Raw genomic sequence first — 19,817 nt, 5'->3', positions numbered from 1 at the left:
CCGGGTGGTTCAGTGCGGGTCGGGTGCCGGGTCGTATCCCGGCCGGGCCAGGAAGTCGAAGTCGCAGCCGGCGTCCGCCTGGGTGATGTGCTCGGCGTAGAGCGCGCCGTAGCCGCGTTCGAAACGGGGTGCGGGCGGCTGCCAGGCGGCGCGGCGGCGGCGGAGTTCCTCGTCGTCCACCTCGAGGGTCAGCAGCCGGTTCGGCACGTCCAGGGTGATCAGGTCCCCGGTGCGCACCAGGGCGAGCGGCCCGCCCGCGTGCGACTCGGGGGCGACGTGCAGGACGCAGGTGCCGTAACTGGTGCCGCTCATCCGGGCGTCGGAGATCCGCACCAGGTCCTCGACCCCGCGTTCGAGCAGGTACGCGGGGATCGGCAGCATGCCGTACTCGGGCATGCCGGGCCCGCCGAGCGGTCCCGCGCCGCGCAGCACCAGCACGGTGTCCGCGGTGATGCCCAGCGCCGGGTCGTCGATCCGGCGCTTGAGCTCCGGGTAGGAGTCGAAGACCACGGCCGGACCGGTGTGGGTGAGCAGCTTCGGGTCCGCCGCCAGGTGCTTGATCACCGCCCGGCCGGGTGCGAGGTTGCCGCGCAGCACCGCGACCCCGCCCTCGGACGCCACCGGGTCCTCGGGGGTGCGGATCACCTTCGGCACCTGGATCTCGGCGTCCGCGTAGTAGGAGGAGAACGGCCTGCCGGTCACGGTCATCCGGTCCGGGTGCAACGCGCCCGGGACCCGGGCCAGTTGGGCCAGCAGCGCCGGGAGGCCGCCGGCGTAGTAGAAGTCCTCCATCAGGTGCGCGCCGACCGGCCGCACGTCCGCCAGCACCGGCACCCGGGTGCCGATGGCGTCGAAGTCCTCCAGCGAGAGCGCGACGCCGGCCCGGCCGGCCATCGCGATCAGGTGGATCAGCGCGTTGGTGGAGCCGCCGAGGGCCAGCACCGTGGCGGCGGCGTCCTCGAAGGCGTCCCGGGTGAGTACCTTCGCCGGCGTCAGCCCCTCACGTACCAGCGCCACGGCCCGGGCCCCGGAGGCGGCGGCCATCCGGTGGTGGGCGCTGTCCACGGCCGGGATGGCGGAGGAACCGGGCAGTGCCAGGCCCAGCGCCTCGGCGGCGGCCGTCATGGTCGAGGCGGTGCCCATCGTCATGCAGTGGCCCGGCGAGCGGGCCAGCCCGCATTCGACCCCGGCCATCTCGCACTCGTCGATCCGGCCCGCCCGGTGCCCGTCCCAGTACGACCACAGGTCGGTGCCGCTGCCCAGCGTCCGGCCGCGGTGGTGGCCGCGCAGCATCGGCCCGGACGGGACGACCAGCGCCGGCAGCGCCGCGCTCGTGGCGCCCATCAGCAGGGCCGGCACGGTCTTGTCGCAGCCGCCCATCAGGACGGCGCCGTCCACCGGGTAGGACCGCAGCAGTTCCTCGGTCTCCATGGCCAGCAGGTTGCGGTAGAGCATCGGCGTCGGCTTCTGGAAGGTCTCCGACATGGTGGAGACCGGGAACTCCAGCGGGAACCCGCCTGCCTGCCACACCCCGCGCTTGACCTGCTCGGCACGCTCCCGCAGGTGCATGTGGCAGGGGTTGATGTCCGACCACGGGTTCAGGATCGCGATGACCGGCTTGCCCAGGTGCTCCTCGGGCAGGTAGCCGAGCTGGCGCATCCGCGAGCGGTGGCTGAAGGCGCGCAGCTCGCCGCCGGTCGCGCCCTGCCCGAACCACGCGGCGCTGCGCAGCGTGACCTGCCCGGTCGCGTCGTCGCTCACAGCCAACCACCCTCCCGCCAGGCGGATATCAGCCCGGCGATCTTCGTCCGCACGTCGTCGGGCAGCACCCGGGACGGCGGCCGGACCGCCGATCCGCACAGCTCCAGCTGGGCCAGCGCCTCCTTGACCACGCTGACGTTGTCCGCCGACGCGTCGGCCGCCCGCAGTTCCTCGAAGAGGCGGACGGTCTCCCACACCGCCATCGCCCCGGTGAAGTCGCCGGCGCGCAGCGCGTCCAGCAGCGCGCCGGACAACCGCGGCGCCACGTTGACCAGGCCGGAGGTGAAACCGGTCGCCCCCACCGCCCAGTAGCCGGGCGTGGACAGCTCGGCCAGGCCTGCGATCCAGGCGAAACGCCCCAGCCCGGCGTCCCGCGCGACCGAGGCGAAGCGCACCGGGTCCGGGACGGCGTACTTGACGGCGACCACGTTCGGGCTGTGCTCGGCGAGGGTACGGATCTGCGCCCCGGAGACGCGCGGGTCGCGTACGTAGAGCACCACGCCCAGTTCGGGCACCGAGTCGGCGATGGCGCGGTGGTAGTCGATCCAGCCCTCGACGGACCGGTAGGGGTGCACCGGCTGGTGCACCATCACCGAGCCGGCCCCGGCGTCCCGGGCGTGCCGGGCCGCCGCGACCGCGCCGGCGATGTCCAGCCCGACGCCGGCCACCACCTCGGCCCGGCCGGCGACCGCGGCCACGGTCGACTCCACGGCCCGCCGGGTCTCAGCGGCGGTGAGGGTGTAGAACTCGCCGGTGTTGCCGTTGGGGGTGACCACCTCGACGCCGTTGCCGACCAGGCGGTGGATCAGGGCCGCGTGGGTGTCCCAGTCCACGCTGCCGTCCCGGTGGAAGGGCGTGACCGGGATGGCCACCACCGTCGACAGTCTGCCGCGCAGATCGTCCAGGGACGTCGTGCTGTCATGCGTGTCCACGGTCATCTGTGGCCTACTCCGCTTCGCTCTCGGGGAAGTTGCGGGCCACGAAGGCGCTGATGTGGCCGCGCATCAAGGTCCGTACGAGGTCGGAGTCCCCGGCCCGGGAAGCCGCGAGGATCTCGCGGTGTTCGCGGGCCTCCTGCTCCCACGACGGCTGCCGGGCCCAGGCCGCGCTGGAGACCAGCGCCGTCTGGTCCCGCAGGTCGTCCAGGGCCTTCACCAGCAGCGGATTGCCGCAGCCCGCGTACAGGGCGCGGTGGAAGGCCCGGTTGGCCAGCGACCTGTCGGCGGCGTCCTCGGCCCGGTCGGCGGCGTCCAGCGCGCTGCCGGCCTCCTCCAGCGCCCGGCCGGACAGGGCGGCCCGGCCGGCCGCCACCGGCTCCAGCAGCAGACGCATGTCGTACACCGCGCGGGCCAGCGCCTGGTCCACGCGGCGGACGGTGACTCCCTTGTAAGGGAGCATCACCACCAGGCCCGAGCCTGCCAGCGTCTTGAGCGCCTCCCGCACCGGGGTCTTGGACACCCCCATCCGCTCGGCCAGTTCGGCCTCCACCAGGGCCTGACCCTGCGTGAGTTCTCCGGTCAGGATCGCGTGCTTGATGGACTCCAGAACCGCCTCGGTACGAGAGGGCGGCAGTACTCCGGATCGTGGACTGCCGTGCGGCGCAAGGATATCGGCCACTGTGCGGGCTCCTGTGGTGCGATCGGGGCGGTGGGTGCGAGAACCGAAGGACCCCTACGGCGTCTCATATATGACGTTCCAGAATTTAAGGGCGCCGTCCGGGACGGTCAAGGGTGCGGGCACGTTTCACCTCGGGCGCCCCGAAGTCCCCCTTCGGAGGCGACATATGGCCGATCTACGCATCCGGCGCCTCGACTTGCGACCCACGGAAGACCGGTGCGCGGTGCCTTGACACGTCCTGGGCACGCTCGTACGTTCGGCGGTGCTCCTCGATACGTCGTATATGACGTATCAGAGGAGTGATCTTCCGCCACGTCTGCGGACGTGACACACGACCGCACCCGGCCCGCTCCCCCCACCGTGCCGGGCGACGAGCCGTAACCGTACGACCGCCGACCTCCGGGTCGGGGGTGGTCTGCTGCCGCGGATGTGTGCGGCGAGCAGCGTCGGGCGCACACGGGGTCCACCGGTGCCGGGACGTCCGGAAGCACCACCGGCGGACCGGTCATGTCGCCTGCCGGTCCGCCGCGCCTGCCACCTCCGCGCCACCAGTGTTGCGGTTCTCCATGGGGGTCCCTTCCGTACCGATGAAACGGAGTCACTCCATGAGCGCAGCAGACGGACTCACGTCGGGGCGCAGGCCCCGGCGCCGGCGAACACGTCGGCGCATGGTCGCCGCGATCGCCGGCGGGGCGGCCGTGGCGACCGCGGCCGCCGCCTGGCTGGCCTCGACGCCCGCCGGAGCCGCTGGGGCGGCCACCGGCGCCGGCCCCGGCACCTACACGCTGACCAACGCCGGCAGCGCGCTCTGCCTGGACCTGCCCGGCTCCAGCAAAGCCACCGGCGTCCAGTTGGAGCAGAGCACCTGCAACGGCGGTGACGGCCAGAAGTGGACCCTGACCGCCGCCGGCGGCGGGTACCGGATCGCCTCGGTCTCCAGCGGGCTGTGCGTGGGCGTCCAGGGCGCCAGGACCAACGCGGGTGCGCCGATCGAGCAGGAGACCTGCACGGGAGCGGCCGGCCAGACCTGGACGCTGACCGCCGCCGGCGGCGGCTACCAGGTCGTCAACGCGGGCGGCGGCAAGTGCGCCAACCTCAAGGACAACTCCACGGCGACGGGGGCCCTGGTCCAGACGAACTCCTGCGACAGCGCTTCCACGAAGCAGTGGACGCTGACCGCGACCGGCAGCCCGACACCGACGACGACCTCGCCGAGCCCCACGACCACGCCGCCTTCCACCACGCCGGCGTCCGGTGCGCTGTACGTGGCGCCGGACGGCACCTCCGACGCCGCCGGAACCGAGTCGGACCCGACCACGCTCGCCTCGGCGGTCGGCCGCGTCAGCTCCGGCGGGACGATCTACCTGCGCGGCGGGACGTACGACTACGCGCAGACCGTCACCATCCCGCAGGGCGACAACGGGACGGCCGGCTCCCCCACCCTGCTGTCCGCCTATCCGGGTGAGACCCCGGTGCTGGACTTCTCGGCCCAGAGCGAGACGTCGACGAACCGCGGGCTCGAGGTGGACGGGTCGTACTGGCACGTGTACGGCATCGTCGTCGAGCACGCCGGCGACAACGGCATCTTCGTCGGCGGCAGCCACAACGTCATCGAGCGCACGGTGACGCGCTACAACCGCGACACGGGACTGCAGATCTCCCGGATCGACTCCACGACTCCCCAGGACCAGTGGCCGTCCGACAACCTCGTCATCAGCGCCGAGTCGCACGACAACGCCGACTCCTCAGGCGAGAACGCCGACGGCTTCGCGGCGAAACTCACGGTGGGCACGGGCAACGTCTTCCGCTACGACGTGTCCCACAACAACAGCGACGACGGCTGGGACCTGTACGCCAAGACCGAGACCGGACCGATCGGCCCGGTCACCATCGAGGACTCGCTCTCCTACGACCAGGGCACCCTCTCCGACGGCACCGCGACCCCGGACGGCGACCGCAACGGCTTCAAGCTCGGCGGCGACAAGATCGCCGTGGACAACGTCGCGGTGCGCGACATCGCCTACCACAACGGCCATGACGGGTTCACCTACAACAGCAACCCCGGCGACATGACCATCACCGACGACGTCAGCATCGACAACGCCGAACGCAACTTCCACTGGGAGAGCGGCAACTCCCAGTTCCGCAACGACACCTCCTGCCGGTTCGACGGGGACGGCAGCAACGACAAGGTCGTCGGAGACACCGACAGCTCCGACCAGTTCTGGGCCGGCTCCAACGGTTCCGGGTGCGCCTCCTACGACGGCGCTCTGGGTTGGTCGTTCGCCTCGGACGGCCACCTCGTCGTGACCTTCGGCGGCCGGCAGGTGACGCCGTAACGCCCTTCGGGCAGGTCCGTCGCACATCCCCGGTTCTCCCGTGCCGCTCCCGCGGCGGAGCGGCACGGGACACCGGCAGCAACGTCCGGCAACGGAAGACGAACGGAGTAACGACGATGAGACGACCAGTCGCACTGCGGCTTTCCGCGGCACTGGCCACGATGGCCCTGGGGGCCGCGGCCATGGTGACGCTGTCGACACCCGAGGCGTCGGCGGCGGGCAGCGGCGCCACCGGCTACGCGACCCAGAACGGTGGCACGACCGGCGGTGCGGGCGGCCAGACGGTGCGGGCCACCACCGGCACCGAGATCAACGCGGCACTGTGCGGCCGAGCCAGTAGCAGCACCCCGATCACCATCGAGGTCGAGGGAACCATCGACCACGGCAACACCAGCAAGGTCTCGGGCAGCAGTTGCGACACGGAGGACGACGCGATCCAGTTCAAGAACGTCAGCAACATCACGATCGTCGGGGTCGGCGGCGGAGCCGTTTTCGACCAGCTGGGCATCCACGTCCGCGAGGCCTCCAACATCATCATCCAGAACGTGACCGTCGAGAACGTCAAGAAGTCACCGGGCTCGCCCACGTCCAACGGCGGGGACGCCATCGGGATGGAGAGCGACGTCCACAACGTCTGGGTCGACCACGTCACCCTGGAGGCGTCGGGATGCCCGCTGTGCACCGAGGACCAGGGGTACGACAGCCTCTTCGACCTGAAGAACGACACCCAGTACGTGACGCTCTCCTACAGCATCATGCGCGACATCGACCATGCCGGCCTCGTCGGGCACACGGACAGCGACACCTCAAGCCAGTACATCACCTACCACCACAACCTGTACGAGAACATCGGCTCGCGTACGCCCCTGGACCGCGGCGCCACCGTCCACACCTACGACAACTACTTCGTCAACCTCGGCAAGTCCGGCATCAACTCCCGGGTCGGGGCGCACATCAAGGTGGAGAACAACTACTTCCAGGACTCCCACGACGTCCTGGGCACCTTCTACACCAACGAGCTCGGCTACTGGCAGGTCAGCGGCAACATCTACGACAACGTGACCTGGTCCGCCGACAGTGACGAGAACCATCCCGCAGGCCCCGACCCGCAGTCCGACACCACGGTCAGCATCCCCTACTCCTACAGTCTCGACCCGGCCGCCTGTGTGCCGGACATCGTCGACCAGACCGCGGGCGCCGGCAAAGGGATGAAGGTGTCGGACGGCACCTGCTCGGGCTACCGGTCACCGAACGGCGCGACCGGCACGCCGAAGGTCGCCGGGTACGGGACCCACGCCGGATAGCAGCACGATCCCCGGTCCGTCCGGGCCGCCGCAGCCGCGGTTCCGCCAGGTTCCACGCGGCGCGGCGGCCCGGTGGAACGGCGTCCGCCGCTGCTTGCGGAAGGCGCCGTCCCGGTGCACTCCCGCGTTTCGGTGATTGAGGCGGCCGCGTGCGGTTAGCCGTAGGGGACGAGAGCCCTTGCGCCCGGCACGGCTCGACCCCACTCGACGAAGGAGCGACGGCATGGCGAGTGCACAGTCCGACGGCACGGCAGGACGCGACAGGTCCCTGGCGCTCCCGGTGGCGGAGCAGGCCGGCTGGGACGAGGTCGACGTGCGGGCGGTGGACACCGTACGGCTGCTGGCGGCCGACGCGGTGCAGAAGGTCGGCAACGGGCACCCGGGCACCGCGATGAGCCTCGCCCCGCTGGCCTACCTGCTGTTCCAGAACGTCATGCGGCACGACCCGGCCGACGACCAGTGGCTGGGGCGGGACCGGTTCGTGCTGTCCTGCGGGCACTCCAGCCTGACCCTGTACATCCAGCTGTACCTGGCCGGCTACGGACTGGAGCTGTCGGACCTGGAGGCGTACCGGACCTTCGGCTCGGCCACCCCCGGCCACCCCGAGCACCGCCACACCCGCGGCGTGGAGATCACCACCGGGCCGCTGGGCCAGGGCATGGCCGGCGCGGTCGGCATGGCCATGTCGGCCCGCCGCGAACGGGGCCTGCTGGACCCGGACGCGGAGCCGGGCACCAGCCCCTTCGACCACCACGTCTACGTCGTCGCCTCCGACGGCGACATGATGGAAGGCGTCACCAGTGAGGCCGCCTCCCTGGCCGGCCACCAGGAACTGGGCAACCTCACCGTCTTCTACGACTCCAACCACATCTCCATCGAGGACGACACCGACGTCGCCTTCAGCGAGGACGTCCCCGCGCGGTTCGCCGCCTACGGCTGGCACGTGCAGACCGTCGACTGGACCGGCACCGGTGAGTACGTCGAGGACGTCGACGCCCTGCTCGCCGCGACCCGGGCCGCCCGGCAGGAGACCGGCCGCCCGTCGCTGATCATGCTGCGCACCCTGATCGGCTGGCCCGCCCCGAACAAGCAGAACACCGGCAAGGCGCACGGCTCCGCGCTGGGCGAGGACGAGGTGGCCGCCACGAAGAAGCTGCTGGGCTTCGACCCCGAGGCGCACTTCACCGTCGAGGACGGCGTGCTGGCCCGCACCCGGCGGGCGGCCGAGCGCGGCCGGCAGGCGCACGCGGCATGGGACGAGACGTTCACGGCCTGGCGGCAGGCCCACCCGGAGCGCGCCGCGCTGCTGGACCGGTTGCAGCGGCAGGAGCTGCCGGACGGCTGGACCGACGTGCTGCCCGTCTTCCCCGCCGACGCCAAGGGGATGGCCACCCGGGCGGCTTCCGGGAAGGTGCTCGACGCGCTCGCCCCGGTCCTGCCGGAGCTATGGGGCGGCTCGGCCGACCTGGCCGGGAGCAACAACACCACCATGTCCGGCGAACCGTCCTTCGTCCCGCCCGACCGCCAGACCAAGGACTGGAAGGGCGGCCCCTACGGGCGGACCCTGCACTTCGGCATCCGGGAACACGCCATGGCCGCGATCCTCAACGGCATCGCGCTCCAGAGCCTGACCCGCCCCTACGGCGGCACCTTCCTGACGTTCTCCGACTACATGCGCCCGGCCGTACGCCTGGCCGCGCTGATGCAGCTGCCCACCACGTACGTGTGGACCCACGACTCCATCGGCCTGGGCGAGGACGGCCCCACCCACCAGCCGGTCGAACACCTCGCGGCGCTGCGCGCCGTCCCCGGCCTGCATGTCGTCCGGCCCGCCGACGCCAACGAGACCACCGTCTGCTGGCAGACCATCCTGGAGCGCACCGACCGGCCCGCCGGACTGGTGCTCAGCCGGCAGAACCTGCCGGTCCTGGACCGCGACAGCGGCGAGCACGCCCCGGCCCGGGGCGCGGCCCGCGGCGGTTACGTCCTGGCGGACCCGGCCGGCGGAGCGGAGCCGGCGGTGATCCTGGTGGCCACCGGCTCGGAGGTCCACATCGCCCTTCAGGCCCGCGCGCTGCTGGCCGAGGAGGGCGTCGCGGCGCGGGTGGTCTCGATGCCGTGCCGGGAGTGGTTCGCCGACCAGCCGCGCGACTACCAGGACTCGGTGCTGCCGCCCTCGGTGCGGGCCCGGGTCAGCGTCGAAGCCGCGGTGGCGCAGGGCTGGCGGGAGATCGTCGGCGACGCGGGGCGGACGGTCAGCCTGGAGCACTACGGTGCCTCCGCCGCCTACCAGCGGCTGTACAGCGAGTTCGGCATCACCCCCGAAGCGGTCGCCGCCGCCGCCCGCGACAGCATCGACGACAGCCGGGGCACGATCCGCCCCGGCGGCCACCAGCACACCTCGGCCCCCACCGAAGGAGGGACCGGCGACCGCCCGTAGGCGCCCGCCGCCGCATGGCGGTGGACCGGCAGGTGAAACGGCGGGGCGCCCCGCGCGCGGGCCGCGGACCGGGAGCATCCCCCGGTCGGCGGCCCGAGCCCGTCCGGCAGGCGTCAGGTCTTCTTCTTCTCGTGGTGCGCCAGCGCCAGCCCGAGTCCGAAGAAGGTGGGGGCCCACTCCCCGACGAAGATCCCCCAGCGGTCGGCTCGCTCCACTCCGTGGGACTCCGTCTTGACGGAGGTGGCCCAGGACGCGAAAGCCAGTCCGACCGACACCAGGGCGGCGTCGTAGCAGTGGTCGGCCCGCAGGCCCTTGTCGTAGAGCATCTCGACGATCATGATCGCTCCTCACATGGACGATGGACTGCCGCTCGGGTGTCCGTTCGGTGCCGTTTGATGCATCGCGCCGGGGATGTGTGGCAACGGATCGGCGGACGGTACGCCTGAATGCCCGCGGGCGGGGCTACTCCTCGCCGCGGTGGACGTACTGGAAGACCATCCCGCCGACGCCGGAGGCGAGGGTGCCCAGGCCGAGCAGGAACAGCCACAGCCCGAAGACGATGCCCAGCGCGCACAGCACGGCGCCGGTCGCCGTGACCAGCGGGTAGGGGCTGCGGGCGGGGAAGAAGTCGAGCGGGCCGGCCCGGTCGGCGATCTCGCCGTCCCGGTGGTCCTCGGGCCGGGCGCCGCGCCGGCGGTAGTTCTGGGTGAAGAAGAAGCAGATCAGCGACGCCATGACGAAGGCGACGGCCAGCGCGGCCGTGCCGGCCGGCTCCTGCCGCGACCACCACCCGTAGCCGACGCCGGTGACCAGGAAGAAGCCGGCGACTCCGCCGAACAGGTACGCCTCGCTCCTCACGCGCCGGCCTCCTGGTACGTGTCGGGGGTGGGGGCGCCGGGGGCGGAGCCGGCCGGCAGCGCCTCGGGGTGGTGGAGGTCGAACGCCGGCGAGTCCGACCGGATTCTGGGCAAGGTGTGGAAGTTGTGGCGCGGGGGCGGGCAGCTGGTCGCCCACTCCAGGGAGCGGCCGAAGCCCCACGGGTCGTCGACGTCGACCTTCGGCGCGTGCCGGGTGGTCCGCCAGACGTTGTGGAGGAACGGCAGGGTGGACAGTCCCAGCAGGAAGGCGCCGATGGAGGAGACCGTGTTCAGCGTGGTGAAGCCGTCCTGGGCGAGGTAGTCGGCGTACCTGCGCGGCATGCCCATCTCGCCGAGCCAGTGCTGGACGAGGAAGGTGGTCTGGAAGCCGATGAAGAGCGTCCAGAAGTGGATGCGGCCCAGCCGCTCGTCCAGCATCCGGCCGGTCCACTTCGGCCACCAGAAGTAGAACCCGCCGAACATCGCGAAGACCACGGTCCCGAAGAGCACGTAGTGCAGGTGCGCCACGACGAAGTAGCTGTCGGTCACGTGGAAGTCCAGCGGCGGGGACGCCAGCAGCACCCCGCTCAGCCCGCCGAGCAGGAAGGTCACCAGGAAGCCCACCGACCACAGCATCGGCGTCTCGAAGGAGAGCGTGCCGTGCCACATCGTGCCGATCCAGTTGAAGAACTTCACCCCGGTGGGCACGGCGATCAGGAACGACATCAGGGAGAAGAACGGCAGCAGCACGGCGCCGGTGGCGAACATGTGGTGGGCCCAGACGGTCGCCGACAGCATGGTGATGGCGATCGTCGCGCCGACCATGCCGATGTAGCCGAAGACCGGCTTGCGGCTGAAGACCGGGATGATCTCGGTGACCACCCCGAAGAACGGCAGCGCCACGATGTAGACCTCGGGGTGGCCGAAGAACCAGAACAGGTGCTGCCACAGGATCGCGCCGCCGTTGGCCGCGTCGAAGACATGGGCGCCGAACTTCCGGTCCGCCTCCAGCGCCAGCAGGATCGCGGTCAGCACGGGGAAGGCCAGCAGCGCCAGGATCGAGGTGAACAGGATGTTCCAGGTGAAGATCGGCATCCGGAACATGGTCATGCCCGGGGCGCGCAGGCACACGATGGTCGCGACGAAGTTCACCGAGCCGAGGGTGGTGCTCAGCCCGGACAGCACCAGTCCCATGACCCACAGGTCGGCGCCGGTGCCCGGCGAGTCGATGGCGCTGTTCAGCGGCGCGTACGCGAACCAGCCGAAGGCCGCCGCGCCGCCGGGCACCGCGAAGCCGGAGACGACGACGAGGCCGCCGAAGAGGTAGAGCCAGTAGGTCAGCGCGTTCAGCCGGGGGAAGGCCACGTCGGGCGCGCCGATCTGGAGCGGCATGACGGCGTTGGCGAACCCGGCGAACATCGGTGTCGCGAACAGCAGCATCATGATCGTGCCGTGGATCGTGACCAGCTGGTTGTACTGCTCGGCGCTCCACAACTGGAGTCCGGGCCGGGCCAGTTCGGCCCGCATCCCCATCGCCAGCAGCCCGGCGAACAGGAAGAAGCAGAACGACGTGACCATGTACATGTTGCCGATGACCTTGTGGTCGGTGGTGGTGGCGTAGTTCAGCAGGCGGTTGTCCAGCGTGCTGCCCCGGTCCGCCGGCTGCTCGGCCGGCGGCTGAAGTTCCCCGTCCGTCCGCGCCTTCGCGGGGTCTTGGCCGGTGCGTGTCACCGCTGCCTCCGTTCGGGGTCGGCCAGCGCCTCGTCGGCGCGGCGCCGCTCCTCGGCCGTCGCGGGAAGCTCCACGCGGCGGGTGTAGTACCAGCGGCTGAGGGCGGACCGCAGCCGGGCCCGGTATGGTGCCCCGTCGTCGGGCGGCGGCGCCGGCCGGGGCAGGTCGCGTACGACGAACCGGTACCGCCGCACGGGGTCGGCCGGTACGTGCACCGGCCGCATCCCGCCGTAGACGGTCTGCTCGACGTCGCCGGTCGGCACGCCCTCGGTGAGGGCCTTGTGCTCGTGGGTCTGGAGGGCCAGGCACAGTCTGCGGGTGACCGCGAAGGCGATCACCGGGCCGGCGAACACCGCGACCCGGAAGATCCAGGTCAGCGCGTTCACCGACAGGTGGAAGGCGTACGCGCTGACGTCGTTGCCGCCGGCCGCCAGGAGCACCGCGTACCAGACGATCGCGGCCACGCCGAGGCCGGTGCGGAACGGGCGGTCGCGCGGCCGGTCGCACAGGTGGTGCTCACCGCGGTCGCCGGTCACCCAGCGCTCGAAGACGGGGTAGCCGACCAGCACCGCGGACAGCAGCCCGGGCAGCACCAGTGCCGGCAGCAGGACGTTCCACATGACCGTGTGCCCGCCGACCGCGCTCTCCCAGGGCGGCATCAGCCGCAGCGCGCCCTCCAGGAACCCCACGTACCAGTCGGGTTGGGCGTCGGTGCTCACCTGGTCGGCGCGGAAGGGGCCGTACTCCCATACGGGGTTGATCTGGACGAGGGCGCCCAGCACCGCCAGCACACCCGTCACCAGCAGGAAGAGCCCGCCGGTCTTGGCGATGAACTGCGGGAACATCGGCTGCCCGACGACATTGCGGTTGGTCCGCCCGGGCCCGCTCCACTGGGTGTGCTTGTGGTACACGACGAGGACCAGGTGGACGGTCACCAGAGCGATCAACACCCCGGGCAGGAACAGCACATGCAGGATGTAGAGGCGGCTGTTGAGCAGCGTCCCCGGATAGGAGCCGCCCCACAGCAGCAGTGCCAGGTAGGTGCCGGCCACCGGGATCGACATCACGATGGTGTTCGCGGTGCGCAGCCCCGTTCCGGACAGCAGGTCGTCCGGCAGCGAGTAGCCGCAGAAGCCCTCCAGCATCGCCAGCAGGAACAGCGTCGCGCCGATCATCCAGTTGATCTCGCGCGGCCGGCGGAAGGACCCGGTGAAGAAGTTCCGCAGCAGGTGGACGCCGATCGCGGCGACGAAGACCAGGGCGGACCAGTGGTGCATCTGACGGATCAGCAGGCCGCCGCGCACCTCGAAGCTGATGTGGAGGGTCGAGTCGTAGGCGGCGGAGACCGGCAGGCCGTCGAGCGGCGGGTACGAACCGTGGTACGGCGTCTGCTTCGTGCCCGGCTGGAAGAACAGCGTGAGCCAGGTGCCGGTGAGGACCAGGACGACCAGGCTGTAGAGCGCCAACTCGCCGAGCAGGAAACTCCAGTGGTCCGGAAACGCCTTCCGCAGCAGCGACTTGGCGCCTTCCGCCAGCGGAAGGCGCCGGTCGAGCACCGCGACGCCGGTCAGCGCGGTCTCCCGCGCCGACGTGTGGTTGCCGTTCCGGCGCCCGCCCGAAGTCATCCGCCACCCGCTCCCTTCTCCGCCCTCGCCGACGGACATGGGACCAGGTGTATCCGCCCGGCCCGCCGGCGCCGGACCGCCGGATACCCCGAATGGGCGGATGTGCGCGGCGAGTTCACCCGGTCGCCCGGGCCGCGCGGCCGACAGCCCGCGCGCCGTTTGCCACAGCGCGCTCCACACGGGAAGGTCGCTCGCCTCCGCCGTCACCACCGCGCCCGCTCCCCCGCCCGACGGCCCCTGGTTCCCCGGCCGGCGCCGCACCCCGCCGCCGGGCGCGCCGTTCCTCACCGCTCGCGGGGTCGGCCCGCTGGAGCGGACCAGGGCCCTGCAGGCAGCGGTCGACGAGGCGTCCCGGCTCACCGCGACGCCCGGCGCCATGATCCATCTCGTCGACCCCGCACGCGGCGGCGTGCTCGTCCTGGAGGCCGAACGCGGCCACACCCCGGCGGAGATCGACGCCTGCGCCCACCTGACCGGCACCGCGTCGGTCGTGGGCCGGGCCCTGACCGCGGACGGCCTGGTCACCGCGGTGGAGGCGGCCCTGCCCGCGGACCGGGGGCGCGTGGGGCGGGCCACCGGCGCGGCGGCCCCGCAGACCCTGCACGCCGCGCCCCTGATCGCGCCCGGCGGGCCGCCCATCGGCGTGCTGTCCGTCCGGCACCCGCACACCGCGCACGTGCTCACCGGCGGCCAGCGGACCGAGCTGCTGGAACTGGCCGCCGACGCCGCGGCCTGGAAGTCCTGGTACCGGCGCACCGTCGTGCTCGACGCCCTCGAGCACCTCCACGCCGGGGCGGCCGCCGACCGGGCGTGACGGCGGAGCGCCGCGGACAGCGGCGCCGTACGGGGCGTGTGCCGGCAGTCAGCCGGCGGCGGGCGCGTCCCCCGACATGCCCGCCCGCAGCGTCGCGCAGATCTCGTTCAGCAGCCGGGAGACGTGCATCTGGGAGATGCCCAGCAGTTCCCCGATGTCGGCCTGCTTCATGTCCCTGAAGTAGCGCAGGTACAGCAGCATGCGTTCACGCTCGGTGAGCGCGCCCATGCCCGGCCGGACCGCCTCCCGTCGCTCGACCGTCTCCAACGCCGGGTCGGTGGCACCCACGACGTCGTGGAGCGTGGCCGTGCCGTCGTGGACGCGGTGGTCCAGGGACAGGGTGGAGAACTCGTCCATCGACGCGATCGCCTCCTGCACCGCGCCCTCGGGCAGCGCGGTGTGCGCGGCGACCGCCCCCGGGTCGTCCGTGCCGAGCTCACGGCAGGCCGTACGCACCCGGGCGCGCAGTTCCTTCACGGCGCGCGGCACATGCACGCTCCAGACGTAGTCGCGGAAGTGGCGCTTGAGCTCACCGTCGATCGTGGGCACCGCGAAGCTCGGGAAGGCGTGCCCGCGCACCGGGTCGTACCGGCGCACCGCCTTGACCAGGCCCAGGGCGGCCACCTGCCGCAGGTCCTCCAGCGACTCGCCGCGACCGCGATAGCGCCCGGCGAGCCGGTGGGCCATCGGCATCCACACGACGACCAGCCGCTCGCGCAGCGCCTCGCGCTGCTCGGGCCCGGCGGTCGACAGGCGGCGCAGCAGGTCGGCGGACTCGGCCGGCTCCTCGTGCGGGGTGGCGGAACGGCGCTGGCGCATGAGACGCATCCTTCGGACGGCGGGGAGTGGCGGCCCCTCGGCGGGGGCCCGCGGGCAGCGCGGAGGGCTGTCCACGGCCTCGTGCGCCTGCCGTTCCGAAGCACACTCCGACGCCTAACCGCTGTGCCCCGGGCCAAACGGCCGACCGGCCGTAACGCCCCGGACGGCCACGGGGTGCGCCGCCCCCTCAGCTGTCGGCCACCACCCGGATCGTGCCCAGGGAGCCGTCGGCGGCGTCGGGCACGACCATGCCCGCGGCGACACCGGTGCGCAGGTAGCGCACCACGGCCTCGTCCAGGCGCTCGCCGGGCAGGGCCGCGGGGATGCCCGGGGGGTAGGGCGTGAGCATCTCCGCCACGACCCGGCCGGCCGCGGCCTCGCTCGGCACGGACTCGACGGGGCCGAAGAACGCGTCCCGCGGCAGCATCGCCTGCTCCAGCCGCAACCGCTCCGGCGCGGGCACCGCCACCTGCCGGTGGTCGCGCTCCAGGCCCTCCGTGCGGCCGGCCCGGCGGCTGAGGTCGCGCAGCGCGCCCACCAGCCGGTCGGCGGTCCCGGCGTCGTCGGCGTGGGTGAACTGGGCGCTGACCCGGCGGTGGTCGGACACGTGCAGGTTGATCCGGTGGTGCGCGCGCAGCCAGTCGGCGGCCTGGTAGCCGCTCACGCCGAGCCCGGAGACGTCGACGAACACCTGCAACGGGTCCAGGTCGTGGCCGCGGCCGGGGCCGCAGAAGTCGTCCCGCCCGTGGACGTACAGGCCGTCGATGCCCTCGACGGTGGCGCGGACCTGCGACGCCAGCGTCAGCGCCCGGTCGAGCAGTTCGGCTCCCTGCTCGACCATCTGGCGCCGCCAGCCGTCCAGCCCCGCGTACAGCAGCACCGACGGGCTGGTGGTGCCGAGCAGGTCCGCGCGCGCCGCCAGGGTCGCGGGCGTGATCCGGCCGCCTCGGAGGTGGAAGACGGAACCCTGCTCGAAGCCGGCGCCCATCTTGTGCACGGACGTCACGCACAGGTCCGCGCCCGCGTCCATCGCCCAGGTCGGCAGGTCGGGGTGGAAGGGCAGATGCGCGCCCCACGCCTCGTCGACGATCACCGGCAGGTCCCGCGCGTGGCCGATCCGGACGATCTCCGCCAGGTCGCCGGTCGTCCCGTACGGCGTCGGGCTGGTCACCAAGGCGCCCCGGGCGTCCGGGTGTTCCTCGAAGGCCGCCTCATAGGACGCGGGGGACGGCGGGTGGGCGAGGTGCAGCCCGGGGTCCCACTGGGGCTCCACCCACACCGGGCGGATGCCGGCCAGGATCAGCCCCGAGACCACGGACTTGTGCGCGTCGCGGCTGACGACCAGCTTCTCGTGCGGGCCCGCGGCCGCGAGCATGGCGGCCTTGACCGACAGCGAACTGCCGCAGGTGGAGAAGAAGGTGTGGTCGGCGCGGACGGCGTCGGCCATCAGCGCCTCGGCGCGCAGCAGGACGTGCCCGGAGGACGTGCGGTCGTCCAGCCCGCCGGTCGCGAGGACGTCCGCGCGGAAGACCTCCTCCCCCAGCACCGCACGCAGGCGCGGGTCGGCGCCGCGGCCCTGCTTGTGCCCCGGCGGGGTGAACGGCAGTTGTCCCTCGGCGTGGTACGCCGCCACGGCCTCCAGCACCGGCGCTTGTGAGTGGTCCATACGGTCCCCCCTGCCCCGCGCCCGCCCCGCCAAGCGGTAGCGGGCCGCAACATCCACCGGACGGCCTACCCCCAGCGCTCCGGGTCGGCCTCCAGGGACGCCCGGTCCCACCCGGCGCCGTCCGCGGCGGCCTCGTAGGTGCTCTGGAGGAAGCCGGTGAGGGCCGCGTCCGGGTCGTCGGCGGTGCGCACCGCTTCGTACGGGAGCAGGAACTGCCCGTGCTCGCGGCTGTAGAAGGCGTCCGAGGGTGTGACGCGGCGGTCGGCGTAGCCGGGCGGTTCGGGATAGGCGTAGGAGTAGAAGGCGCCCTCCTCGCCGCCGCCCGGCCAGAAGCCGCAGCTGCTCAGCTCGTGCGAGTAGCCCTCCACCATGACCCAGTCGCCGCAGTTCGGGGCTCCTCCGGCGTGCCGGGGGGCGCGGCGGCCGGAGAAGCGGGTGCACGCCAGGTCCATCGCGCCCCAGAAGAAGTGCACCGGGCTGGCCTTGCCGACGAAGCGGGCCCGGAAGGCGCCCATCACGCGGTCGGCCTGGAGGAGTTGGCGCCAGAACAGGTGCGCCGCGCGCGGGTCGTAGGTGTGGTGGCGGTGGTCCTGCGAGAAGGGGATCGCCGGCTCGACCTCGTTGGGGTGGTCCTGGATGGTGGTGTGCAGGTCCAGTTCCTCCAGCGCCCGGCTGACGCGCGCGGCGAACTCCGCGACCGGCATCGACTCCAGGGGGACGGTGCGCAGGCCGCCGTCGCTGCTGCGCAGGCGCAGCACGTGGTCCACGAAGTCGAACTCGATGTCGAAGAACTCGCCGGCGCAGGGCACCGCGGAGGTGGTCAGCCCGCGCGGGCTGACGTAGAGCGTCACCTGCCACCAGTGGTTGAGCAGGGGCGCATGAGCCAGCCGGACCTTGCCCACGATCTGGACCCACATGTGCAGCGTCTCGCGCGTGTCCTCCCACTCCGCGACCCGCAGCCGGGGCCACGGCGGTACGGCTCGGCGGGGGTTCCTGGTGGCCATGTCGGTGGTCCTTCGCTCGGCGGGTGCCGGACGGGCCGTCGGACGGCGGGGCGGGCGGCGGTCCACTCCTCACCATGCTGAGCAGCGCCAGGCAGCCCTGCAACTCCGGCCAGGGGGCGGGCGGGGCGCGGACGGGTTGCCGTGGGAGGCGGCGGCGGGGTACTTTCGATACGCAACGGTAGCGTAGCGAAAGTAGGGAGCGGGTGTGGCGGAGGCAGCGGGCGGTCCGGGCCGGGCGGGCGCGACGGGACGGCCGCGCGACAGCAGCCGGAACGTGGCCATCTACGAGGCGACCTTGGCGCTGCTGACCGAGGTGGGCTACGAGCAGTTGTCCATGGAGGCGGTCGCGAGCCGTTCCGGGGCGGCGAAGACGACGATCTACCGCCGCCACCGGGACAAGGCCGCGCTGGTCGCGGCCGCGGTCGAGTACCGCTCGCCGGCCGTGCCGCCCGAGCCCGCCGCGGGAGACCTCCGCGGCGATCTGCTCGCGCTCGTCGGCTGGCTGGGCCGGCAGATCGCCGAGCAGGAGATCGGCCTGCTGGGAGCGCTGTTCGCCGGAATGCGCGGCGATCCCCGGCTCGCGGAGGAGATGCGGCGCATCCGGCGCCGGGACGAGGCCGCCATGACCGGCGAGCCGCTGCGCAGGGCGGCCCGCCACGGCGAGCGGCTGTCCCCCCGGGCCGCGGAGCTCTTCGCCGAGGTCGCGCCGGCGGTGATCGTCCACCGCGTCGTGGTCGCGGGCGCGCCCTGCGACGAAGCGTTCGTCGCGCACCTCGTCGACGACATCCTCCTGCCGCTGCTGCGCGCGAGCTGACACCGGCCGGGCGCCCGGCGCGCCGCGGAAACGAAAGGGAAACCCATGATTGTCGTCACCGGCGCGACCGGCGCCCTCAACGGCGCCACCGTCGAGCACCTCCTCACGCGCGTACCCGCCGAGCGGATCGGCGTCAGCGTGCGCGACGTCGAGCGGGCCCGGCACTTCGCCGACCGGGGCGTGCGCGTGCGCCAGGGCTCCTACGAGGACCCGGCCGCGCTGCGCCACTCCTTCGAGGGGGCCGAGCAGGTCCTGCTCGTCTCCTCCAACGACCCGCACGCCGACGCCGTCGCACTGCACCGCGCCGGGATCGAGGCCGCTGTCGCGGCCGGCGCCCGGCGCATCCTCTACACCAGCCACCAGGGCGCCGGCGCCGACAGCCCCTTCCCCCCGGCCCGCGACCACGCCGCCACCGAACGGCTCCTGGCGGCCTCGGGTGTCGCCTGGACCGCGCTGCGCAACGGCTTCTACGCCCACAGCCTGGCCTGGCTGCTCGGCCCGTGGCAGCGGACCGGCACCATCACGGCCCCGGCGGACGGGCCCGTGTCCTGGACCGACCGGGCCGATGCCGCCGAGGCGGCCGCGGCCCTCCTCGCCGGCGACCGGACCGTCGACGGCCCGGCCACCCTGACGGCGCGTCAGGCCCTCACGTTCGACGACGTCGCCGCCCTCGCGTCGAAGGCCAGTGGCCGTACGGTCACACGTGTCACCACCGACGACGAGGCGTGGATCGCGGCCCGGACCGCCGCCGGCACCCCGGAGGCGATGGCCCGGATGACGCTCACCACCTTCCAGGCGGCCCGGGAAGGCCGCTTCGCGGCGGTCGATCCGCTGCTCGGCACGTTGCTGGGCCGCGAACCGCGCACCGTCGCCGACCAGTTCGCGGACGCGGGCACCGTTTGAACCCGCGACCAGGCGGGGCGGGGTGGGTGGTGCGCACCCATGTTTCCGCGCCGGGCGGGGACCTGCCGGCCGTGCGCGCGGGATGAATGTGGGTGGTGGGCGCGCATGCGGCGCGGCCGCGGC

The 19,817-nt window shown here is 72.7% G+C and carries 15 protein-coding genes and 1 pseudogene; 6 read left to right on the top strand and 10 right to left on the bottom strand.

The window, feature by feature from the left end; genetic code table 11:
- Positions 1-9: 9 nt before the first annotated feature.
- The 3 genes from AC3EVP_RS30085 to AC3EVP_RS30075 are packed head-to-tail and all read right to left on the bottom strand — an operon-like array spanning position 10 to position 3,378.
- Positions 10-1,761 carry an IlvD/Edd family dehydratase gene (locus tag AC3EVP_RS30085; RefSeq protein ID WP_335980457.1) on the bottom strand — a complete coding sequence of 584 codons (1,752 nt, stop codon included), beginning with the start codon at positions 1,759-1,761 and terminating at the stop codon, positions 10-12.
- Positions 1,758-2,699, bottom strand: coding sequence for a dihydrodipicolinate synthase family protein (locus AC3EVP_RS30080; RefSeq protein WP_335980458.1), 942 nt, complete (start codon positions 2,697-2,699; stop codon positions 1,758-1,760). The genes AC3EVP_RS30085 and AC3EVP_RS30080 overlap by 4 nt, the downstream gene beginning before the upstream one ends.
- A 7-nt stretch (positions 2,700-2,706) precedes the next feature.
- Positions 2,707-3,378, bottom strand: coding sequence for a GntR family transcriptional regulator (locus AC3EVP_RS30075; protein WP_335980459.1), 672 nt, complete (start codon positions 3,376-3,378; stop codon positions 2,707-2,709).
- Between the two features lie 668 nt (positions 3,379-4,046).
- Here AC3EVP_RS30075 and AC3EVP_RS30070 point away from each other — a divergent pair.
- The 3 genes and pseudogenes from AC3EVP_RS30070 to tkt all read left to right on the top strand — a co-directional run bounded on the left by AC3EVP_RS30070 (position 4,047) and on the right by tkt (position 9,461).
- Entirely contained in the window at positions 4,047-5,717 is a 1,671-nt protein-coding gene (locus tag AC3EVP_RS30070; RefSeq protein ID WP_435135328.1) for an RICIN domain-containing protein, read from the top strand.
- A gap of 116 nt (positions 5,718-5,833) precedes the next feature.
- Positions 5,834-7,052: pseudogene (locus AC3EVP_RS30065) on the top strand (pectate lyase family protein); the annotation flags it as partial.
- Positions 7,053-7,244: 192 nt separating this feature from the next.
- Entirely contained in the window at positions 7,245-9,461 is a 2,217-nt protein-coding gene (gene tkt / locus AC3EVP_RS30060) for a transketolase (RefSeq protein ID WP_435135326.1), read from the top strand.
- Positions 9,462-9,574: 113 nt separating this feature from the next.
- Here the strand turns inward: tkt and AC3EVP_RS30055 are convergent, their stop codons facing one another.
- The 4 genes from AC3EVP_RS30055 to qcrB form a co-directional block, all read right to left on the bottom strand.
- A complete protein-coding gene (locus AC3EVP_RS30055) occupies positions 9,575-9,799 on the bottom strand; it encodes a hypothetical protein (protein ID WP_435135324.1) in 225 nt (74 codons plus the stop codon).
- Between the two features lie 124 nt (positions 9,800-9,923).
- Positions 9,924-10,319 carry an aa3-type cytochrome oxidase subunit IV gene (gene ctaF, locus AC3EVP_RS30050; protein WP_335980469.1) on the bottom strand — a complete coding sequence of 132 codons (396 nt, stop codon included), beginning with the start codon at positions 10,317-10,319 and terminating at the stop codon, positions 9,924-9,926.
- On the bottom strand, positions 10,316-11,959 hold the full coding sequence (ctaD, locus tag AC3EVP_RS30045; protein ID WP_435135373.1) for an aa3-type cytochrome oxidase subunit I: 1,644 nt from the start codon (positions 11,957-11,959) through the stop codon (positions 10,316-10,318). The genes ctaF and ctaD overlap by 4 nt, the downstream gene beginning before the upstream one ends.
- 86 nt (positions 11,960-12,045) lie before the next feature.
- The gene (gene qcrB / locus AC3EVP_RS30040; RefSeq protein ID WP_435135321.1) at positions 12,046-13,674 is read right to left on the bottom strand and encodes a cytochrome bc1 complex cytochrome b subunit; all 1,629 of its coding nucleotides are present in this window, start codon (positions 13,672-13,674) and stop codon (positions 12,046-12,048) included.
- Positions 13,675-13,774: 100 nt separating this feature from the next.
- On the opposite strand from qcrB, the gene AC3EVP_RS30035 reads away from it, so the two are divergent.
- A complete protein-coding gene (locus AC3EVP_RS30035) occupies positions 13,775-14,488 on the top strand; it encodes a GAF domain-containing protein (RefSeq protein ID WP_435135319.1) in 714 nt (237 codons plus the stop codon).
- Positions 14,489-14,536: 48 nt separating this feature from the next.
- Here the strand turns inward: AC3EVP_RS30035 and AC3EVP_RS30030 are convergent, their stop codons facing one another.
- The 3 genes from AC3EVP_RS30030 to AC3EVP_RS30020 all read right to left on the bottom strand — a co-directional run bounded on the left by AC3EVP_RS30030 (position 14,537) and on the right by AC3EVP_RS30020 (position 17,977).
- The gene (locus AC3EVP_RS30030) at positions 14,537-15,307 is read right to left on the bottom strand and encodes a sigma-70 family RNA polymerase sigma factor (RefSeq protein WP_435135317.1); all 771 of its coding nucleotides are present in this window, start codon (positions 15,305-15,307) and stop codon (positions 14,537-14,539) included.
- A gap of 187 nt (positions 15,308-15,494) precedes the next feature.
- The gene (locus tag AC3EVP_RS30025) at positions 15,495-16,973 is read right to left on the bottom strand and encodes an aminotransferase class I/II-fold pyridoxal phosphate-dependent enzyme (RefSeq protein ID WP_435135315.1); all 1,479 of its coding nucleotides are present in this window, start codon (positions 16,971-16,973) and stop codon (positions 15,495-15,497) included.
- Positions 16,974-17,038: 65 nt separating this feature from the next.
- Positions 17,039-17,977 (bottom strand): DUF5996 family protein, encoded by a 939-nt coding sequence (locus tag AC3EVP_RS30020; protein WP_435135312.1) that lies wholly within the window; start codon positions 17,975-17,977, stop codon positions 17,039-17,041.
- Between the two features lie 205 nt (positions 17,978-18,182).
- Here AC3EVP_RS30020 and AC3EVP_RS30015 point away from each other — a divergent pair, with 205 nt between their 5' ends.
- Both AC3EVP_RS30015 and AC3EVP_RS30010 read left to right on the top strand, forming a co-directional pair.
- A complete protein-coding gene (locus AC3EVP_RS30015) occupies positions 18,183-18,791 on the top strand; it encodes a TetR/AcrR family transcriptional regulator (RefSeq protein ID WP_435135310.1) in 609 nt (202 codons plus the stop codon).
- 45 nt (positions 18,792-18,836) lie between these two features.
- On the top strand, positions 18,837-19,694 hold the full coding sequence (locus AC3EVP_RS30010; RefSeq protein WP_435135308.1) for an NmrA family NAD(P)-binding protein: 858 nt from the start codon (positions 18,837-18,839) through the stop codon (positions 19,692-19,694).
- The last annotated feature ends 123 nt before the right edge of the window (positions 19,695-19,817 follow it).

This window comes from Actinacidiphila sp. bgisy144, assembly GCF_057708105.1.
The sequence above is the reverse complement of the archived record's forward strand: the minus strand, read 5'-3'. Positions and strand labels throughout refer to the sequence as shown.